Origin of the sequence: Brucella sp. NBRC 12950, assembly GCF_030268145.1 — a bacterium.
GTDB lineage: Bacteria > Pseudomonadota > Alphaproteobacteria > Rhizobiales > Rhizobiaceae > Brucella.
The window spans coordinates 373,647-390,394 of record NZ_BSQC01000002.1 but is presented as its reverse complement, the minus strand read 5'-3'; the positions used below and the strand labels follow the sequence as shown (position 1 = coordinate 390,394).

Sequence of the window (16,748 nt, the reverse complement as noted above, 5' to 3'; positions counted from 1 at the left end):
AATACGGTGACTGTCTTGAGATTTGAGAGTTGCCGACCCATCTCATGACATCTCACGCAGCGTTACATTCGTTCACATTTACGTAAAATGGGTTGCGTTACCCGTAACAGGCTGTTACATTTCGTTACAGTTCTCGAGCTTTAGAATCCGATGTGGAGGCGTCGTGGTTCAAGGAGGTAGAAAATGAATGACATTACTAGAACAGCGCTCGTTTATGGAATGATGATCATTTCACTAAACACCGCACTGGCAATTGGTCTTCTTGGGCTGGACTTCCTGCGCTAGACGCGGCATCCGCAAAATAGAATTTTGCCCTCCAGGCAAGCATGAAAAAGGGTGTTCCCGAGTTTGGGAGCACCCTTTTCATTTGAGCCTCAATGATCGAAGTCCGATCTTTTACCAACGCCAATTGCTTGGCTGATAAGCAAAACTTAGTCCCTCACCTAATTCGCACTTGAACGTTTCACCTTTGCCGATTTCTTCATGCGTTTTGGCTGAGAAGATCTTCATCGAGACAGTAGCCGTTTTATCCGGCAGCACTCGATAACGAATAAATTCGAAAATCGGTTTCCCGTCCATGGCGACGGTTTGATGTGTGTTGGAATAAACAATCGCCTGTTGGGGTTCACGCAAGCTCATGAATGCATCGATAACAAAACCACCGTCGATATTTTTGGATTTAATCGTCTCGCCCGAAATCTGCTCGCATTTATCCAATCGTAAGACAGACGTTGTTCTTTTTCCTGCGAATAGGTTGTGTTTCAATTCATCGAACGGGTTCATCTCCTCGGCATGGCCGACGTCACCTCCTCCAACGATCAGTGCCATGACTAGCAAGCTCGACTTCCAGCGCATATTTTAACCTCTGGTTCAAAAACATGCACTGGAAAGTAAACCTATAATCATTCGAGGCTATTCCAATAGATTGCTAACTATCCACTCGGCTTCAAGCGCATCCCGAAAAGTGCGAAGCAGTTTTCGGAATAAGATGTGCGTAAAACGAATAGATAGAGCGGTTCCTATGGTTCAGTATTGGCTAAAACCGCTCTAAAGAATACGCGCTTGTGTTTTCGGGTCGAAGAACACGGCCTTGTCGAGATTGAAAGCCAAGCGTGAACGCTGACCAGCCGCGATGCGTGCATCCGCACGAAGGCGCGCGACTACTTGCTTTCCACCAATCCGCGTCACCGCGAAAGTGTCGGAACCAGCCGGTTCAACCACATCAATAAGGCAATCCCCTTCCACAACCGAGCTTGCATTGCGATCAGCACCATCCGGATCTGTCAGCGCTTCCGGGCGGATACCGAAGATCACTTCCTGCCCTACAAAATCGCCAAGGCTCCCGGGGGCAACCTTCAGCGGCAACTTCAGAGCCTCGCCCTCGCCCTGTGTGAGCGTAATCGCAAAATCCGAGCCATTCTTTTCGACATTGGCTTTGAGCAGGTTCATCGCAGGAGAGCCCATGAAGTCAGCAACGAACATATTGGCCGGATTGTTGTAAATTTCGGCAGGCGTACCGAATTGCTGCAAAATCCCGTCTTTGAGGACTGCAATCTTGGTTGCAAGCGTCATGGCCTCGATCTGGTCATGCGTCACATAAACAATTGTCGTCTTCATGCGGTGATGCAGACGCTTGATTTCGGTACGCATATCCACGCGCAGCTTCGCGTCCAGATTGGACAATGGTTCATCGAACAGGAAGACCTGCGGATTGCGAACAAGCGCTCGCCCCATCGCAACGCGCTGACGCTGACCGCCGGAAAGCTGGCTCGGCTTCCGATCAAGAAGATGGCCGATCTGCAGAATATCGGCTACCTCCTGAATGGCCTTGTCGCGCTCAGGCTTTGGCACTTTACGAATTTCCATGCCGAAGGCGATATTACCACCAACTGTCATGTTTGGATAAAGCGCATAGGACTGAAATACCATCGCGATATCGCGCTGCGATGGATGCAGGCCTGATACCGAGCGGCCATTGATCGAAATATCGCCCGACGTAATTGGCTCAAGACCGGCAATCGTGTTGAGCAACGTAGACTTGCCGCAACCTGAAGGACCGACGAGGACCAGAAAGCCGCCTTCTTCGATTTCGATATTGATGTCCTTCAAGACCGAAACACTGCCGTATGATTTGTAGAGATCGCTAATTTTCAGAAATGACATATGAGACTTATCCCTTAACGGCACCGGACATCAGGCCGCGCACGAAGTAGCGCCCGGAAACGATGTAAACGATCAACGTCGGCAAAGCGGCCAGAATAGCGGCTGCGAAATGGACGTTATATTCCTTGACGCCTGTGGAGGAGGAAACGAGGTTGTTCAATGCCACCGTCATCGGCGTTGAATTTGCACCGGAGAAGGAAGCACCGAAAAGGAAGTCGTTCCAGATATTGGTGAACTGCCAGATGACCGACACAACGATGATCGGGCCTGACGACGGCAGGAGAATGCGCCAGAAAATCTGGAAGAAGCTCGCGCCATCGATCTGTGCTGCGCGCACCAGTTCGGTCGGGAACGCCTCGTAATAATTGCGGAAGTAGAGCGTCGTAAAGCCGATACCATAGACCACATGGACGAGGATCAGGCCCCAGATCGTACCAGCAATGCCGAGCATACCGAGCACACGCGCCATCGGGATCAGCACAATCTGAAACGGAATGAAGCATGAAAGAAGCAGCAACCCGAAGAAGATGTTGGAGCCACGGAACCGCCATTTCGTCAGCACGTAACCATTCAATGCGCCGACAATCGTTGAAATCGCAACCGCAGGCACGACCATCAGAATCGAGTTGATGAAGAACGGCTTGAGGCCGGTTGGCTGCACACCAATCTGTGCGGTTGACCAGGCCGAAAGCCACGGCTCAATCGTCCATTGCTGCGGCAGGCCTAGCATACCGCCCTGACGGATTTCATCCAGCGGCTTGAACGAGTTCACCAGCATCACATAGAGCGGCAACAGGTAGTAGATCGCAAACAGCAGCAGTGCGGAATAGATCAGGGCACGCGTGAGCTTGCCGCTGTTGATCGCATTTTCCTGGGTCTGAGCACTCATGAACGCGACCCTCCACGAATTTCAGAATAAAGATACGGAATGATGATTGAGAAGATCATCACCAGCATGATGATTGCCGACGAGGCACCAATACCCATCTGATTTCGTGTAAATGTGTAGGAATACATGAAGGTCGCAGGCAACTCGGTCGCCTGCCCCGGCCCGCCGCCGGTGAGCGCAATCACAAGATCATAGGCCTTGATTGCAAGATGAGCCAATACCACGAAAGCCGACAAAAATACCGGACGCATCAAGGGGATGATAATGCGACGATAAATCGTGCTGGTCGAAGCACCGTCGATTTGAGCAGCTTTGATGATTTCATTATCGACGCCGCGCAGACCTGCCAAGAACATTGCCATGACGAAGCCGGACGACTGCCACACAGCCGCTATCACAAGGCAGTAGATCGCCATCGTGTTGCTTTTGATCCAGTTAAAGGTGAAGCCTTCCCAGCCCCATAGCCTCATCGTGTGTTCAAGCCCAATGCCCGGATCGAGGAACCATTTCCATGCCGTGCCCGTCACGATGAATGAAAGCGCCATCGGATAAAGATAGATCGGGCGCAGGAAGCCTTCGCCGCGGATCTTCTGATCGAGCAGAATGGCCAGAAACAGGCCTATAACCGAACAAATGATGATGTAGAGCGATGCGAAGATCGCGAGATTGGTGACAGCACGCCACCAGTGCGGCAAGGCCCACAGTTTTTCGTAATTCGTCAGACCCACAAAGCCATAGGAAGGCAGCATTCGGCTGTTGGTGACGGAAAGAACGCCCGTGTAAATGATGAATCCATAGACAAAGACGAGGACGATGAGAAAGCTCGGTGCCAATACCAGCTTGGGCACGAGTTCCTGTAGTCGTCTGTTACGCTGCATATTTGCGCCACCCATTTCTGCGCTGCGCACCCGGTGCCGTTCAATTGCGGCGCTGTTGATGCGGGCTATTGTTTCAACGGCTGTATTGTCTGCCGTTCATTGCAATGAATTGTTCAGGCGAAAAATCCGCCGATAGTTCAATGAATTGTCATGCTTGAAAGGAGAGCGCCCGGAAGTGCCGGGCGCTCGCTTTTGCTTACTTCGCGCCTTCAACCGCGGAGACCAGTTCCTTGACAGCGTCTTCAGAAGAAAGCTGGCCATTGAACTGTCGGGTCACAACGTCATATATCGCGTTCTTTACGGAAGCCGGATTTGCATAGCCGTGAGCCATCGAGCCGAGCATTGTGCCCTTCCCTGCAGCTTCCTTCACGTCGGCGATGGCCTTTTTGCCGCAAGCGTCAAAATCGGTATCAGGCACGTCAGTACGTGCAGGAGCCGACCCCTTGACCACGTTAAAGGCCGACTGGAATGCCGGACTTTCAATGGCCGAAGCCATTTCGAGCTGCGCTGGCACCTTGTCTTCAGCAACCTTAAACATTGCGAACATGTCGGAGTTGAAGGTCACAGAGCCCTGTGTTTCAGGGTAACGCATGCATACAAAGTCTTCGCCTGGCTTCTTGCCAGCCTTGACGAACTCGCCCTTCGCCCAGTCACCCATGAACTGAACGCCAGCCTTACCTTCAATCACCATGGCCGAAGCAAGGTTCCAGTCACGACCGGAGAAGTTGTCGTCCACATAGGAACGCAGCTTGGTCATGCGGTCGAACGCCTGCTTCATCGTATCGCTGCCCAGAGTTTCTGGATCGAGATCAACGAAAGCTTTTTTGTAGAACTCAGGACCAAAAGAAAGCACAACAGCGTCGAAAATCGTAGCGTCCTGCCATGGCTGACCGCCGTGAGCAATCGGTGTTATGCCCTGTTCCTTGAACTTGTCGAGGAGGGCTACGAGTTCATCCCAGTTGGTTGGCTCTTTGCCGCCAGCCTTGTCGAGAGCAGCCTTGTTGATCCACATCCAGTTGGTGGAGTGAACGTTGACGGGTGCAGCAATCCAGTGACCGTCATACTTGGCGAATTCCTGCAAAGGTGCCGGAATTACCTTGTCCCAGCCTTCCTTGCCAGCAATCTCGTCGAGATTACCAAGCGCTCCCTGCTCTGCCCAATCGCGAATGTCGAAGCCGAGCATCTGCACAGCGGTTGGCGCATTGCCTGCAGTAACGCGTGCGCGCAGGACGGTCATGGCTTCCGTACCGCCACCGCCTGCAACTGGCATATCCGTCCAGCTGATACCTTTACCTTCGAGGTCTTTCTTCAGAACATCAAGAGCCGCAGCTTCACCACCGGCTGTCCACCAATGCAGAACTTCAACGTTCTGCTTGTCCTGAGCGCTGGCTGTAACAGGCGCCATTGCTGCAAGCATTGCACAGGCAGCTGTGCCCATTGCGGCCACTCTGAAAAATTTACGCATATGTCTACCTCCCGTAGAACTCTACAAAACAAAATTTCGTCGGACGTTATGCGAGTCTCAGACCCGCACATCCAGAAGAGCATTCAATCTGCTTTGAGACCTCCATCCCACTATGTTTCTCGCAGCTCCTCCTGCGATTGACAACGTTGTCTTTTTTGAACGAAAGCCTTCGCCCAAGACAAGATGTTCCCCTAACATAGGCTCAGATACTGGATGTGTGTCAATATGGTTTGAACAGAGAAGAGCGAAATAACACGTAACATCGATATCTGAAGCAGAAATTTTTATCTAAATAATAGAGCAAAAATAGTGACTTAGTCCGATTAAAATATTTCTGGCGACAAACTTTCACCACCTTATGAGAATGAGCCAAAAATTGCTGCCAAGGCACGCTGGCGTCAGTATAAATTTCCTGTGAGCGCACTGGACATTGCACTCTGAAATGCATATTTTTCGGCTGCTCGCACAATGGTGTGCGGGTTTGTTCTCGGGGCGGGGTGAAACTCCCCACCGGCGGTATGAAGAGAGATCTTCGAGCCCGCGAGCGCCTGCAGCAAACGCCTTTTGAGGTATAGTTTCAGGGTCAGCAGATCCGGTGAGATGCCGGAGCCGACGGTTAAAGTCCGGATGGAAGAGAGCGAAAGAGCGTTAAACCCGGCTATTGCGCGGGATTGCGTTCCTTTGTGCGCCCTGATTCTAGTTTCGTGAGGAACCTATGAACCAGAGCTATCCGAACAAGACAACTTTCAAAATCGCCTTCATTCAGGCTCGCTGGCACGCCGACATCGTCGACGAAGCGCGCAAGAGCTTCATTGCTGAACTAGAAGCCAAGACAGGCACCAGTGTCGAAGTTGAAGTCTTCGATGTTCCCGGCGCTTATGAAATTCCACTTCATGCCAAAACGCTCGCCAAGACCGGTCGCTATGCGGCAATCGTTGGTGCTGCATTCGTTATCGATGGCGGTATTTATCGTCATGATTTCGTAGCTACTGCCGTTATCAATGGCATGATGCAGGTGCAGCTGGAGACCGAAGTTCCGGTTCTCAGCGTTTCGCTCACGCCGCACCATTATCACGACAGCAAGGAACATCACGAGTTCTTCTTCAACCATTTCAAGAAGAAGGGCGTTGAAGCTGCACATGCAGCGCTACAGATCGTCAGCGAACGCGCACGTATCGCAGCTCTGGTGTAAGCCAACGTATAAACGACATAGCCGGCCTTGCATTTTCGAGGTCGGCTACCCGTATATAATTCGCTCGGGATGCGAATAGACGTCGAAGTCGTCGCCCCGAACAAGCGCCACAAGCGTCAGATTGGCTTCATCTGCGGTGCGGATTGCCAATGCGGTCGGTGCCGAAATTGCGGCCAACAATGGCACGCCAAGAATAACGGCTTTTTGCACCATTTCGACAGATACGCGGCTGGTAATCGCCACCAAACCCTGTTCCGCAGGCAGTTCAGCACGCGCCATTGCGCCAATGAGCTTATCCAAAGCATTGTGTCGTCCGACATCCTCGCGAACGGCAAAAAGCCCCTCGCCCGGAACATAGAACCCCGCACCATGCACGGCGCGCGTTTCTGCATTCAAAGTCTGAGCGCCGCCCAAAGCGCCCATAGCAGCAACAATCGATCCGGATTTGAACCGTAAACTGTCGGCAGACAACGCCGATAATGGCCGCAGAGCCTGGTCGATGGAATCGATCCCGCATAAGCCACAGCCAACAGGTCCGGCCATAAACCTGCGCCGCGCGGTAAGCGCATCGCCCGGCTCAACAGCCAGTCGCATCTGAACGTCGATACCTTTTTCAAAGATCTCAATGCTCAGATCTTCGATTTCGAAAATGTTGGATATGATACCTTCGGTAAGACTGAACCCGACCGCAAAGTCTTCGAGATTGACGGGCGTTGCCAGCATGACAGCATGGGTTGTGCCATTGTAGCTCATGGCGACCGGCACCTCTTCTGGAACCTCGCGAGAACTTTCATGAAAGCCTGCCTCGCGACGCGCAAGACACGGCATATTCTGGCTGATCTTCGGTATCCTCATAGCATTCCGTCAATGGTCGTTAAGACTTCCGATTTGTCTTATCATTTACCGTCAGCTACTCAATGTCTTTGAAGCGACAGAAGGATTAATCCTACTGAAACAAATGAGCTCAAATATTGGATAATCTTGTTATTGAGAAAGCCGGTCTGATTTCCATCATTTCAAGCGTAATCTTATCGATCCTCGTTTCACTCCACTAGGACCTAAACTCTAAGCGTCGGCATCATGCCCTTGCGGCAAGCATTGCGAACAAGCTATACCTGCAAGCCTCAAACCGTCTGAACAAGACGATGAGCTCCCGCTTCCGACAGCTAATCTTTTAGGTGCAAAACGATGGATATTCGCCAGATCGACGACAATTACTCAGTCACCGGACAAATTTCGCCGGATGACGTGCGCGATATTGCGGCTGAAGGCTTTCAGACGATCATCTGCAATCGTCCAGACGGCGAAGAAGGACCAGACCAACCAACTTTTGCGGAAGTTGCAAAGGTAGCGGAAAAGGCTGGTATCAAGACCTATTACATCCCGGTCATTGGTGGACAATTGACGCAGGAGAATGTCGATGAAATGGCCTCGGCACTTGCCGAAGCCGAAGGTCCCATTCTGGGCTATTGCCGTTCAGGCACGCGCTCTACGAATATTTACGGTATCGTGCAGAACCAAAAGCGCGGATAAAGAAAGAGCGCAAGCTATAGGGGCGGTGTTGCCGCAAAGGCATTTGAACGGTCTTTGCAAACATGGTGATCACCGTCCAGTAGCGCGCGGGCCGGAGAAGCGCGGATTTGTGAACTTTGTGCGGCGAACATTATGCGCGGAATACTGGCGATAATAGCTCATTCCCATACGGGTAGCCGTTGCGATCACGCCGCCAGCAACCATCACCCAGCCAACGATCTGAGGCCAGTTAAAGCTTTCAATACCGGTGCTCAAGGCAACTATAACAACGCCCACCCAAAGAAAAGCGGCGGTACGGCGCCAGAAAACCGGGTTGAGTTCGTCAAAAACTGCCTTCCACAGCGAAAGCACAAGACAGGCGAAGAAAACGGCTGCTGCCAAACCGATGTTCAGCAACTCGACCGGAAGCCATTGTTGCGTATTCAGCATAGTTTCCATCATCTCTTTCCTTCCGCGATCCTGACATCGACCTTCATGGCCATTTGCATTTCAGATTGCGCGGTCTTGTTTCAATTGTGACCATTGAGCTTTCGCTTTGTGGTAGAAGCATGAAAACGACTTCATAATACAGTCACATATTATTGCGTTCACGCGAAATATCGTGTTGAAAACATTCACCTATCTCCGCTGAGAGCGAGGCTGCATAAGCCTAAAAGCCCTTGATAGATCAGCATTTTTTGAATTTATGGAACTTCGTCAACCATGCCGAGTATCACGTTAAAGTCGCGAACCATAACGACATTGTAACAATTTGATATTGCAGAACTTCTGCAACTAGCCGCGAGCGCCACCCAAACGACGCCCTACACGCGAAAGCAGAATGACCGGCAATATTCCGACGGCCACAATTGCAAGTGCAGCAACCGAAGCCTCTTCATAGGTTCCGCGTGCGGCCTCGCCGTAAAGATGTGTGGCAAAAGTCTCGATATTAAGCGGGCGCAATAAAAGCGTGGCAGGCAGCTCCTTAACGCAATCGACAAAAACCAGCAGACCAGCGGCAACAATGGCCGTCTTTGATAGCGGCAGATGCACCTGGCAGAATGTAGCAGTCACGCCACGACCAAGGGTACGAGAGGCTTGATCGAGCGATTGCGGGATGCGCTCAAGACCGGCATCGATGCCGCCCGCAGATATAGCCAGAAAGCGTGCTACATAAGCATAGACGATAGCGGCGCCGGTACTGATCAGCAGTATTCCCGTGGAGAGGCCGAAAAACGTGCTGAACACCTGATCGAAAAAACGGTCAACCGCACCGGACACAATCATGATGCCAATGGCAATCACTGTTCCGGGGGCAGCGTAGCCCATGGTCGACAAGCGATAGAACCAACGTGAAGCCGTGCCCGGAAACAGCCGCATCGCATAGGCCACCATCATGCCAAACAGAAGCACTAGAATGGTTGCGACAGATGCCAGCATGACGGTGTTGAATGCTTCACCCGCCAGACGAGGTGAGATACCGGCAAAGCGCATCCGCTTGACTGCTTCAATGAGGAGATAGGTCGCGGGCATGATGAAGCCGATAATGATCGGCACGGCACAGATAATGAACAGCCAAATGCCCTTTACGCCGCTGACCTTCAGCGGTTCAAAGCCGCGCGAGTGGCGGATATTGGAAGAGAAGCGCTGTTTCCGCCTCGCCCATCGCTCAATTGATACAATGGCGACAACCAGCAATAATAGCGCCAAGGCGAGTTGTGCTGCTCCCGGAAGATCAAAGCGCGTGACCCATGTTGTGTAGATCGAAACCGTCAGCGTCCGCACGCCGAGAAACTCGGCAGCGCCAACATCGTTGAGCGTTTCCATCAATGCAAGGCTCACGCCGACAGCTACAGCTGGACGTGCGAGTGGCAGGGCCACACGCCAGAATATTCCTCTGCGGCTGACGCCCAATGTCCGTGCTGCTTCAATCAGGCTCGCTGACTGCGTGAGGAACATGGCGCGTGTTGGTATATAAACATAAGGATAAAGTACAAAGCCGAGCAGGATTATGCAGCCCGTCATTGATCTTATATCCGGCAAGCGAAACTGACGAGGCGTTTCATAACCCAGCACAAAGCGGATCGCGCTTTGTATCGGGCCGATCGGATGCAAAATATCAAGATATGCGTAGGCGATGATATAGGTCGGCACCGCTAAGGGCAGCAAAAGCGCCCATTCCAGTACACCGCGTCCACGGAAATCATAAGCCGTCACCAGCCATGCTGCAGACGTGCCGACAAATGCAGTGATAAGCCCAACGCCTGCCAGAAGAATGATCGTATCAGTAAAAGCTGTCGCGAAGATCGTCGAAAAAAGATGGCTCCACAGGCCGGATGAGCCGCGAACCGCTTCGGTAACCAGTGCAAGCACCGGCAGGCAGACCAGCAGCGCAATCAATCCTGAAAGCCACAACCAGCCACGCCCCGAACGGGTACGAAAACGTATGGATGATGACGCGGCTTGCACAGGTTCCGGCACTCTGGTCGACCTTCATATTATAACGCCGGCGCAATAGTTTTGCACCGGCGTTATTTTTACAGGGATAATCCGCTTTTAGTTATCAAAGCCGACTTTGTCGACCAGCTCGCTGGCCTGCTTGCGATGCTTGACGATTTCCGAAAGCGGAACAGTATCGATCTTCAGTTCGCCGAAGGATTCAACAATTGGATCAACCGGTGCGCCTGCCTTGACCGGGTATTCGTAGTTGGCCTTTGCATAGAGCTGCTGGGCTTCGTCCGAAGCAAGGTATTCGAGAAGCTTGACGGCTTCGTCCTTGTTCGGAGCGTTCTTGGCAACAGATGCGCCGCTGATATTCACCTGAGTGCCGCCATCAGCAAAGGTTGGGAGAATGACCTTGATGCCGTCGCCCCATGCCTTCTGTTCGTCACCGCTCTTACCCGAGCGCATCAAACCAACATAATAAGAGTTGGCAACTGCAATATCGCAGATACCACCGACAATGTCCTTGGCGCCATCACGATCACCACCGGCTGCCTTGCGTGCCAGATTGGCTTTGAGGCCAGTCAGCCACTCTTCGGTCTTTTCTGCGCCGTGATGAGCGATGTAATCGGCGATCAGGGCCGTATTATATGGATGCTGACCAGCGCGAATGCAGATCTTGCCCTTCCACTTCGGATCCGCCAGTTCCTCATAGGTGATCTTGTCGAGTTCCAGATCCTTGGCGGCATAAATAACGCGCGCGCGCATCGAAAGCCCAAACCAGTTGCCATTTGCATCGCGGAGCTGCTCAGGGATTGCGTCCTTCAGAGCTTGGGAATCGATCGGCTGGGTAAGGCCCTTGTCGACGAGGTCAACCAGATTGCCTGCATCGACCGTCATCAGAATATCGGCGGGAGATTTTTCGCCCTCGGAAGCTACACGCTCAGCGAGACCATCCTTAAGGAAAACGGTATTGACGGTGGTGCCCGTCTTTTCCTTATAGGCGTCAAGCAAAGGCTGAATCAGGCCTGGCTCACGCGTCGTGTAAATATTAATCTCATTTGCATTTGCAGCACCTGAGAGAAACGTCGCAGCCATGAGTGCAAGTCCAGCACGCGCGATCTTGGGCATTTTACCTCCGAAAAAATATGGTTCATTTGGAACTATATGGTATGCAATTGGAATATAATAACTCGGTTTTGCAGGGTCAATTGCGCGGCACTCTAAATATGACCTGTTTACTCATTATTTTGCAAAAACCAGCGCTCTGCTCCAATTTATTCGAAGGAAAACCGAATTAACGCTTACCGGAACATGATGGTCGGTTCGCACACGCAGACACTGCTCGCTTCCGTCAAGGCGGATTAGCAACTCTTCGGTTTCACCTAGATAGATCCGTGTTTCGATCTGTCCGCTTAAAGCGCCCGCAGTAGCATCAGGCAGAATCTCAATGTCGCGCAGTCTGATATAAACGAGAACTTCGCCGGTACTTGCGAAGTCGGCCGGAGCATTAAAGACACCCTGCACCGTTTCAATCATTTCGCCGCGAACACTACCTTCAACCGCATTGAAGTCGCAGAAGAAATCGGCTGCATAGCGAGAGTTCGGACAATTATGGAGATCACGGGCAGAGCCTTGCTGCACGATTTCGCCAGAGCGCATCAGGACAACACGGTCGCCCGTTGAAAGCGCTTCTTCCGCCTCATGCGTAACGATAATGACCGGCGTGCCGAGTGCGCGCAACAGTGCCATCGTCTCACTACGCACGCGCGCGCGCAAGCCGCGATCGAGATTGGAGAACGGCTCATCCATCAACAAAAGGTCAGGCTTCGGTGCCAAAGCCCGAATAAGTGCCACGCGCTGCTGCTCCCCACCCGACAACATATGCGGGTAACGATCCGCCATCGAAGTGAGACCGACAAGTTGGAGTAACTCATCAACACGGCTGAGCGCTTGTTCCTTGCGAACCTTGCGCAGACCAAACAGCACATTTTCGCACACGGTCAGATGTGGGAACAGCGCGTAGTCCTGGAAGACCACACCAATGTTTCGCTGTTCCGGTTCAACGAAGATCGATGGACCGACGAGCGCGCGCCCGCCCATTGTAAGCTGGCCTTCATCCGGTGCATCAATGCCAGCAATAATCCGCAAAAGGGAAGTCTTGCCGCAACCTGAATGCCCAACCAGACAGATGATCTCACCGGGCTGCACATCCAGCGATATGTTGTTCAGTGCCCGCACGGTTCCAAATTGCCGACCAATTCCCGAGAGGGTCAGTGCCGGAGCCGTTTCGTTATCGAGCATCGTATCCTGCAGAGTGCGTGCATCCATAGATGAGGCCGAGAGTCCTGTTACTAACAATCTGCATATAAATGCACTTGGACTACTTTGCCAATAAAACACGACCAAGCGCGTCAGGAATTTGTCGAGCCCCCGTTTAAAGCGCAATAGATTACTGCACTATCCAGTTGAACTGGCTTGCAAATCACGCAATTCTGCTCACAAATCATTTCATATTCGTATTGCAGGAGTCTGATCATGGGGCCGATCACCGACAAGGTGGCAACAGCCGAACATTTGCCGCCGGAATCGAGGGTCGCTATCATCGGCGGTGGCGTGATCGGTGTATCGACAGCGCTTTTTCTGGCAGAGCGCGGCATTCCAGTTGCCTTGTTTGAAAAAGGGGAAATCGCAGGAGAACAATCAAGCCGTAACTGGGGCTGGTGCCGCCGAACCGGACGCGACAGTCGCGAAATGCCGTTGATTGTCGAGAGCATGCGGCTTTGGGAAGGCATGAATGAACGTGTTGGTCGCGAAACCGGATTTCGCGTCACCGGCATTGCCTACACTGCTGAAAAGGAAGAGGAAGTCGAGCGATACGCAGAGTGGATCAAAATTGCCAGCGAACACGGCATCGAAACACACCTGCTAAACAGTCAGCAGGCAGCAAGTCTCGCACCGGGATTAACCCGGTCGCTCAAAGGTGGCATGACCACACCGCTCGATGGCCGTGCAGAACCGCAAAAAGCAGTCCCTGCTTTGGCGGCCAAGGCGCAGGAACTTGGCGCAGTTATTCTGCAAAACTGTGCCGTGCGTGGGATCGAAACCACCAATAGACGTGTGTCAGCCGTCTTGACTGAAAAAGGCCGCGTGGCTTGCGAAGCGATTGTCGTTGCTGGTGGCGCCTGGTCACGACTGATCATATCGTCGTTTGATGCCCATCTACCGCAGCTCAAAGTGCGCTCGTCCGTCTTCCGTACGTCGTCTATCGAGAGTGGCGTTGAACCGGCAATCGCATTTTCGGACTTCGCACTGCGCAAGCGACTTGATGGTGGCTATACGGTTGCGAGCCTTGGGGGCTCCATTGCCGACATTGTGCCTGACAGTTTTCGTTTCTTCCGTGACTTCCTTCCGTCGCTCTCAACAGAATGGAAATCCCTGCGTTTCCGTTTCGGTCAACGCTTTTTTGAAGAATGTTTCCAATGGAAGCTCCGTCCGGCAGATCAGGTCTCGGTGTTTGAAAAAATCCGCACGCTTGATCCAGAACCACACCGGGCAGCGAATGCAGCAGTACTGTCCAAACTTAAAGCTGCCATACCATCTTTTGCATCGGCAACGATCGCACAGGAATGGGCCGGTCTGATCGATACGATGCCAGATGTTATTCCGGTAATCTCACCCATGCCCGGCATCGACGGGTTAATTGTCGCCACAGGATTTTCAGGACATGGTTTTGGCATCGGCCCCGGTGCAGGACGATTGGTCGCCGATATGGTCAGCGGCGAAACGCCGGTTGTCGATCCGTCGCCGTTCCATATCTCTCGTTTCTCGGACGGCTCAAAAATCCGTATCGAGAACTGGGGTTAGGGCAGAGCCGGTAAAAGCGCGCAAAATCAGATCGAGTTTATTCAATCACACCACAGGCGAAGCGGGCACCGCCGCCACCGAGCGGCTTAGGCTTGTCGGAATAGTTATCACCACCAACGTGAACCATTAATGCGCGACCTTTGACTTCATCCAGTGATTTCAAACGAGGTGCGACAACGGTTTCACTAACTTTGCCATCCGCACTGGCTTTCAGAAGCGGCAAGTCACCCATATGACCATGTCCTTCTGGACCCATGTGGTGTTTTGAGCCATCCGGATCGAAGTGGCCGCCAGCAGCTTGCGCCGGCGTCATTTTTCCATCTTGTTCAGCGGGTGCGCAACTTCCCTTCTCGTGAACATGAAAACCATGCTCGCCTGCAGGCAAACCACTCAAATCTGCTTTGAAAGAAAGACCATCGGCGCTCTGGGAAACTTTAACAGTACCCATTTCCTTACCTTGGCCGGATTCCAGTGCCTCAAACATTTTGACGGTTACGCCCTCCGCCAAAGTCGGACCAGCGACAAGAACAATAGTCGAAGCTAAAATCAGAGACCGCATTATCTCCTCCTATAATTTGGTGTGGGATAAGCGGTAAACGCGTAGAGGCGCGAATTGTTCGAAATTTAAAGAACTGCGCGCCAGTCTGGCCGGCGCGCAGCACATTTGAAACTTAAACCGTAACGAATTGTGCCATCATGCCAACATCCTCATGTTCCAGCACATGGCAATGGAACATGAAAGGATGATCGCGTTTCGCTTCACGATCAAAATGTACAAGAACTTCTGCCTTGCCGTTAATCAGCGCCGTGTCTTTCCAGCCTGATTGGTGCAGTGGCGGCGTTTCGCCGTTCAATGTCAGGATGCGAAACGATGCTCCGTGAATATGAAATGGATGCGCCATTTCTTTCGTTGACAACTCCCAGATCTCCCAGGATCCAAGCTTAACTTCTGCGTCGATGCGGTTCATGTCGAAAGGCTTCTCCGCAATCGCCATCTGAATGCCTGATGTTAAAGCCTGCAACGCAGGTCCGGTGTCGGCATTGCTCCGCCCACCATGCATATCATGGTCGCTCATGGTCGCCATGTTGTGACCAGCATGAGCATCGCTCGACTTGCCGCCCATCATAAGCTTCATATTATTCGACATCCGTTCATCAAATAAGTATGAGCGTCTGCGAACAGAAAGTTTTTCGTCGGGCTGTTCTGGACCATCCAGCTTTGTCGGCAAGGTTTTGATCGCGCCTTCAATTTTATCATCGATGATGAACTGCATCAAAGGCTGGTCATCGCCACCGCTGTCATCACTGGCTGTCAGAAGGTCGAGGATATCTTTCGACTTAGAAAAATCGACCAACACCTCGTAGCGCTCGCCCGGACTGATTGTCAGGCGTTTAACCGGATCAAGCGTACTTATAAAGCCGCCATCTGATGCAATGACTTGCAACGGCTGGTCGTCGCTAAGACGGATGTGGAAGTTGCGAGCATTTGCTCCGTTCAAAATACGCAACCGAACCACTGAAGCAGGAACACGCGCTTGCGGCGCGATAACGCCATTCACAATAAGCTTGTCGCCGCGAAAGCCATGCATCAGATCCATAATGTCAGGCTGATAAACCTTATCGCCTTCGATCACCCTGCGATCCTGCAAGACGAGCGGAATATCATCAACACCATAGGTTTGAGGCAAGCCGCGGTCCCCGTCCTTGCCGTCGCTGACAATCATCAACCCGGCAATTCCCATATGCGCCTGCCGCGCAGTGTCCCCATGCATATGCGGGTGGAACCAGTTGAACGAAGCAGGCTGTTTGACCGTAACCTTTGGCTCCCAGCTAGTGCCTGCCGCAATCACGTTATGCGGCCCGCCATCGAGAACCGACGGAACAAAAAGACCATGCCAATGAAGTGTTGTGTCTTCATCCATCTCGTTATTTACCGAAAGCGTAACAGCTTCGCCGTTTTTGAGGCGGACGATCGGCCCGAGATATGTGCCGTTTATCCCGGCAGAGGTTGCATCGCTGCCTTGGGTGAAAGCATGGCGTCCCTTCTGGACAGTCAGCTTCACCACGCCTGCAGCATCGGGCTCAATCAAAGCCGGAATAGGCAGCGCCGGCGCCTTTGCCTGTGTGTTGGCTGTACCGTGCTGTATGTGCTGCTGATGGGGATCCAGCGCAAAGGCTTCAAATGGCCGGACGATGGATAAGCCAGCAGCACTTGCTCCAAGCGTCAAAAGACGACGGCGAGTCATACTCGTCATGATAATTCTCCAGATAAATCTCTATCAACGCGCATCGAAACCTTCGAAATGCGCTTATTGCCGCCGAAAAACCGGCAGCGTTTCA

At 52.3% G+C, this 16,748-nt stretch carries 15 protein-coding genes and 1 riboswitch; of the genes, 3 read left to right on the top strand and 12 right to left on the bottom strand.

All coding sequences use genetic code 11. The features are described 5' to 3' along the window. Window positions 1–396: 396 nt before the first annotated feature. From QSJ70_RS04760 to QSJ70_RS04740, 5 genes are all read right to left on the bottom strand, one after another. On the bottom strand, window positions 397–828 hold the full coding sequence (locus QSJ70_RS04760; protein ID WP_215776768.1) for a VirK family protein: 432 nt from the start codon (window positions 826–828) through the stop codon (window positions 397–399). Between the two features lie 219 nt (window positions 829–1,047). Beyond that, complete coding sequence (locus QSJ70_RS04755) at window positions 1,048–2,163, bottom strand: ABC transporter ATP-binding protein (RefSeq protein ID WP_285535015.1); 1,116 nt, start codon at window positions 2,161–2,163, stop codon at window positions 1,048–1,050. A 7-nt stretch (window positions 2,164–2,170) separates the two neighbouring features. Next, the gene (locus QSJ70_RS04750; protein ID WP_064321805.1) at window positions 2,171–3,052 is read right to left on the bottom strand and encodes a carbohydrate ABC transporter permease; all 882 of its coding nucleotides are present in this window, start codon (window positions 3,050–3,052) and stop codon (window positions 2,171–2,173) included. Further along, window positions 3,049–3,930, bottom strand: coding sequence for a carbohydrate ABC transporter permease (locus QSJ70_RS04745; protein WP_215776773.1), 882 nt, complete (start codon window positions 3,928–3,930; stop codon window positions 3,049–3,051). Before QSJ70_RS04745 ends, QSJ70_RS04750 begins: the two co-directional genes overlap by 4 nt. 196 nt (window positions 3,931–4,126) lie before the next feature. Continuing rightward, window positions 4,127–5,395 (bottom strand): ABC transporter substrate-binding protein, encoded by a 1,269-nt coding sequence (locus tag QSJ70_RS04740; protein ID WP_215776775.1) that lies wholly within the window; start codon window positions 5,393–5,395, stop codon window positions 4,127–4,129. Between the two features lie 479 nt (window positions 5,396–5,874). Further along, window positions 5,875–6,038, top strand: a riboswitch (FMN riboswitch). 72 nt (window positions 6,039–6,110) lie between these two features. Between QSJ70_RS04740 and QSJ70_RS04735 the strand changes: the two genes are divergently transcribed. Next, window positions 6,111–6,587 (top strand): 6,7-dimethyl-8-ribityllumazine synthase, encoded by a 477-nt coding sequence (locus QSJ70_RS04735; RefSeq protein WP_215776776.1) that lies wholly within the window; start codon window positions 6,111–6,113, stop codon window positions 6,585–6,587. Between the two features lie 45 nt (window positions 6,588–6,632). On the opposite strand, the gene fdhD is transcribed toward QSJ70_RS04735, so the two are convergent. After that, window positions 6,633–7,442: a formate dehydrogenase accessory sulfurtransferase FdhD gene (gene fdhD, locus QSJ70_RS04730; RefSeq protein ID WP_285535008.1), complete on the bottom strand. Its 810-nt coding sequence runs from the start codon at window positions 7,440–7,442 to the stop codon at window positions 6,633–6,635. A gap of 333 nt (window positions 7,443–7,775) precedes the next feature. Between fdhD and QSJ70_RS04725 the strand changes: the two genes are divergently transcribed. Next, complete coding sequence (locus tag QSJ70_RS04725; protein WP_007879466.1) at window positions 7,776–8,120, top strand: protein tyrosine phosphatase family protein; 345 nt, start codon at window positions 7,776–7,778, stop codon at window positions 8,118–8,120. A 69-nt stretch (window positions 8,121–8,189) separates the two neighbouring features. On the opposite strand, the gene QSJ70_RS04720 is transcribed toward QSJ70_RS04725, so the two are convergent. The 4 genes from QSJ70_RS04720 to QSJ70_RS04705 all read right to left on the bottom strand — a co-directional run bounded on the left by QSJ70_RS04720 (window position 8,190) and on the right by QSJ70_RS04705 (window position 12,872). Further along, window positions 8,190–8,561, bottom strand: coding sequence for a hypothetical protein (locus QSJ70_RS04720; RefSeq protein WP_215776780.1), 372 nt, complete (start codon window positions 8,559–8,561; stop codon window positions 8,190–8,192). A gap of 333 nt (window positions 8,562–8,894) precedes the next feature. Then, the gene (locus QSJ70_RS04715; protein ID WP_252349052.1) at window positions 8,895–10,580 is read right to left on the bottom strand and encodes an ABC transporter permease; all 1,686 of its coding nucleotides are present in this window, start codon (window positions 10,578–10,580) and stop codon (window positions 8,895–8,897) included. A gap of 75 nt (window positions 10,581–10,655) precedes the next feature. Next, the gene (locus QSJ70_RS04710) at window positions 10,656–11,672 is read right to left on the bottom strand and encodes a Fe(3+) ABC transporter substrate-binding protein (protein ID WP_285535006.1); all 1,017 of its coding nucleotides are present in this window, start codon (window positions 11,670–11,672) and stop codon (window positions 10,656–10,658) included. A gap of 114 nt (window positions 11,673–11,786) precedes the next feature. Continuing rightward, window positions 11,787–12,872: an ABC transporter ATP-binding protein gene (locus QSJ70_RS04705; protein WP_285535005.1), complete on the bottom strand. Its 1,086-nt coding sequence runs from the start codon at window positions 12,870–12,872 to the stop codon at window positions 11,787–11,789. Between the two features lie 207 nt (window positions 12,873–13,079). On the opposite strand from QSJ70_RS04705, the gene QSJ70_RS04700 reads away from it, so the two are divergent. Then, window positions 13,080–14,408, top strand: a complete 1,329-nt coding sequence (locus QSJ70_RS04700) for an NAD(P)/FAD-dependent oxidoreductase (protein ID WP_215776785.1) — start codon at window positions 13,080–13,082, stop codon at window positions 14,406–14,408. Between the two features lie 37 nt (window positions 14,409–14,445). Here QSJ70_RS04700 and sodC read toward each other — a convergent pair whose 3' ends face one another. Then, window positions 14,446–14,967, bottom strand: a complete 522-nt coding sequence (gene sodC / locus QSJ70_RS04695) for a superoxide dismutase family protein (RefSeq protein ID WP_215776787.1) — start codon at window positions 14,965–14,967, stop codon at window positions 14,446–14,448. A gap of 112 nt (window positions 14,968–15,079) precedes the next feature. After that, window positions 15,080–16,663 (bottom strand): multicopper oxidase CueO, encoded by a 1,584-nt coding sequence (gene cueO / locus QSJ70_RS04690; protein ID WP_285535004.1) that lies wholly within the window; start codon window positions 16,661–16,663, stop codon window positions 15,080–15,082. Window positions 16,664–16,748 lie beyond the last annotated feature (85 nt).

Bases quoted from the DNA above. Each gene is read 5' to 3' on its own strand.
- QSJ70_RS04760 (WP_215776768.1), bottom strand. From the start codon at position 828: ATGGCACTGATCGTTGGAGGAGGTGACGTCGGCCATGCCGAGGAGATG.
- QSJ70_RS04735 (WP_215776776.1), top strand. From the start codon at position 6,111: ATGAACCAGAGCTATCCGAACAAGACAACTTTCAAAATCGCCTTCATT.
- QSJ70_RS04705 (WP_285535005.1), bottom strand. From the start codon at position 12,872: ATGGATGCACGCACTCTGCAGGATACGATGCTCGATAACGAAACGGCT.
- QSJ70_RS04750 (WP_064321805.1), bottom strand. From the start codon at position 3,052: ATGAGTGCTCAGACCCAGGAAAATGCGATCAACAGCGGCAAGCTCACG.
- cueO (WP_285535004.1), bottom strand. From the start codon at position 16,663: ATGACGAGTATGACTCGCCGTCGTCTTTTGACGCTTGGAGCAAGTGCT.
- fdhD (WP_285535008.1), bottom strand. From the start codon at position 7,442: ATGAGGATACCGAAGATCAGCCAGAATATGCCGTGTCTTGCGCGTCGC.
- QSJ70_RS04725 (WP_007879466.1), top strand. From the start codon at position 7,776: ATGGATATTCGCCAGATCGACGACAATTACTCAGTCACCGGACAAATT.
- QSJ70_RS04740 (WP_215776775.1), bottom strand. From the start codon at position 5,395: ATGCGTAAATTTTTCAGAGTGGCCGCAATGGGCACAGCTGCCTGTGCA.
- QSJ70_RS04755 (WP_285535015.1), bottom strand. From the start codon at position 2,163: ATGTCATTTCTGAAAATTAGCGATCTCTACAAATCATACGGCAGTGTT.
- QSJ70_RS04745 (WP_215776773.1), bottom strand. From the start codon at position 3,930: ATGCAGCGTAACAGACGACTACAGGAACTCGTGCCCAAGCTGGTATTG.
- sodC (WP_215776787.1), bottom strand. From the start codon at position 14,967: ATGCGGTCTCTGATTTTAGCTTCGACTATTGTTCTTGTCGCTGGTCCG.
- QSJ70_RS04700 (WP_215776785.1), top strand. From the start codon at position 13,080: ATGGGGCCGATCACCGACAAGGTGGCAACAGCCGAACATTTGCCGCCG.
- QSJ70_RS04720 (WP_215776780.1), bottom strand. From the start codon at position 8,561: ATGATGGAAACTATGCTGAATACGCAACAATGGCTTCCGGTCGAGTTG.
- QSJ70_RS04710 (WP_285535006.1), bottom strand. From the start codon at position 11,672: ATGCCCAAGATCGCGCGTGCTGGACTTGCACTCATGGCTGCGACGTTT.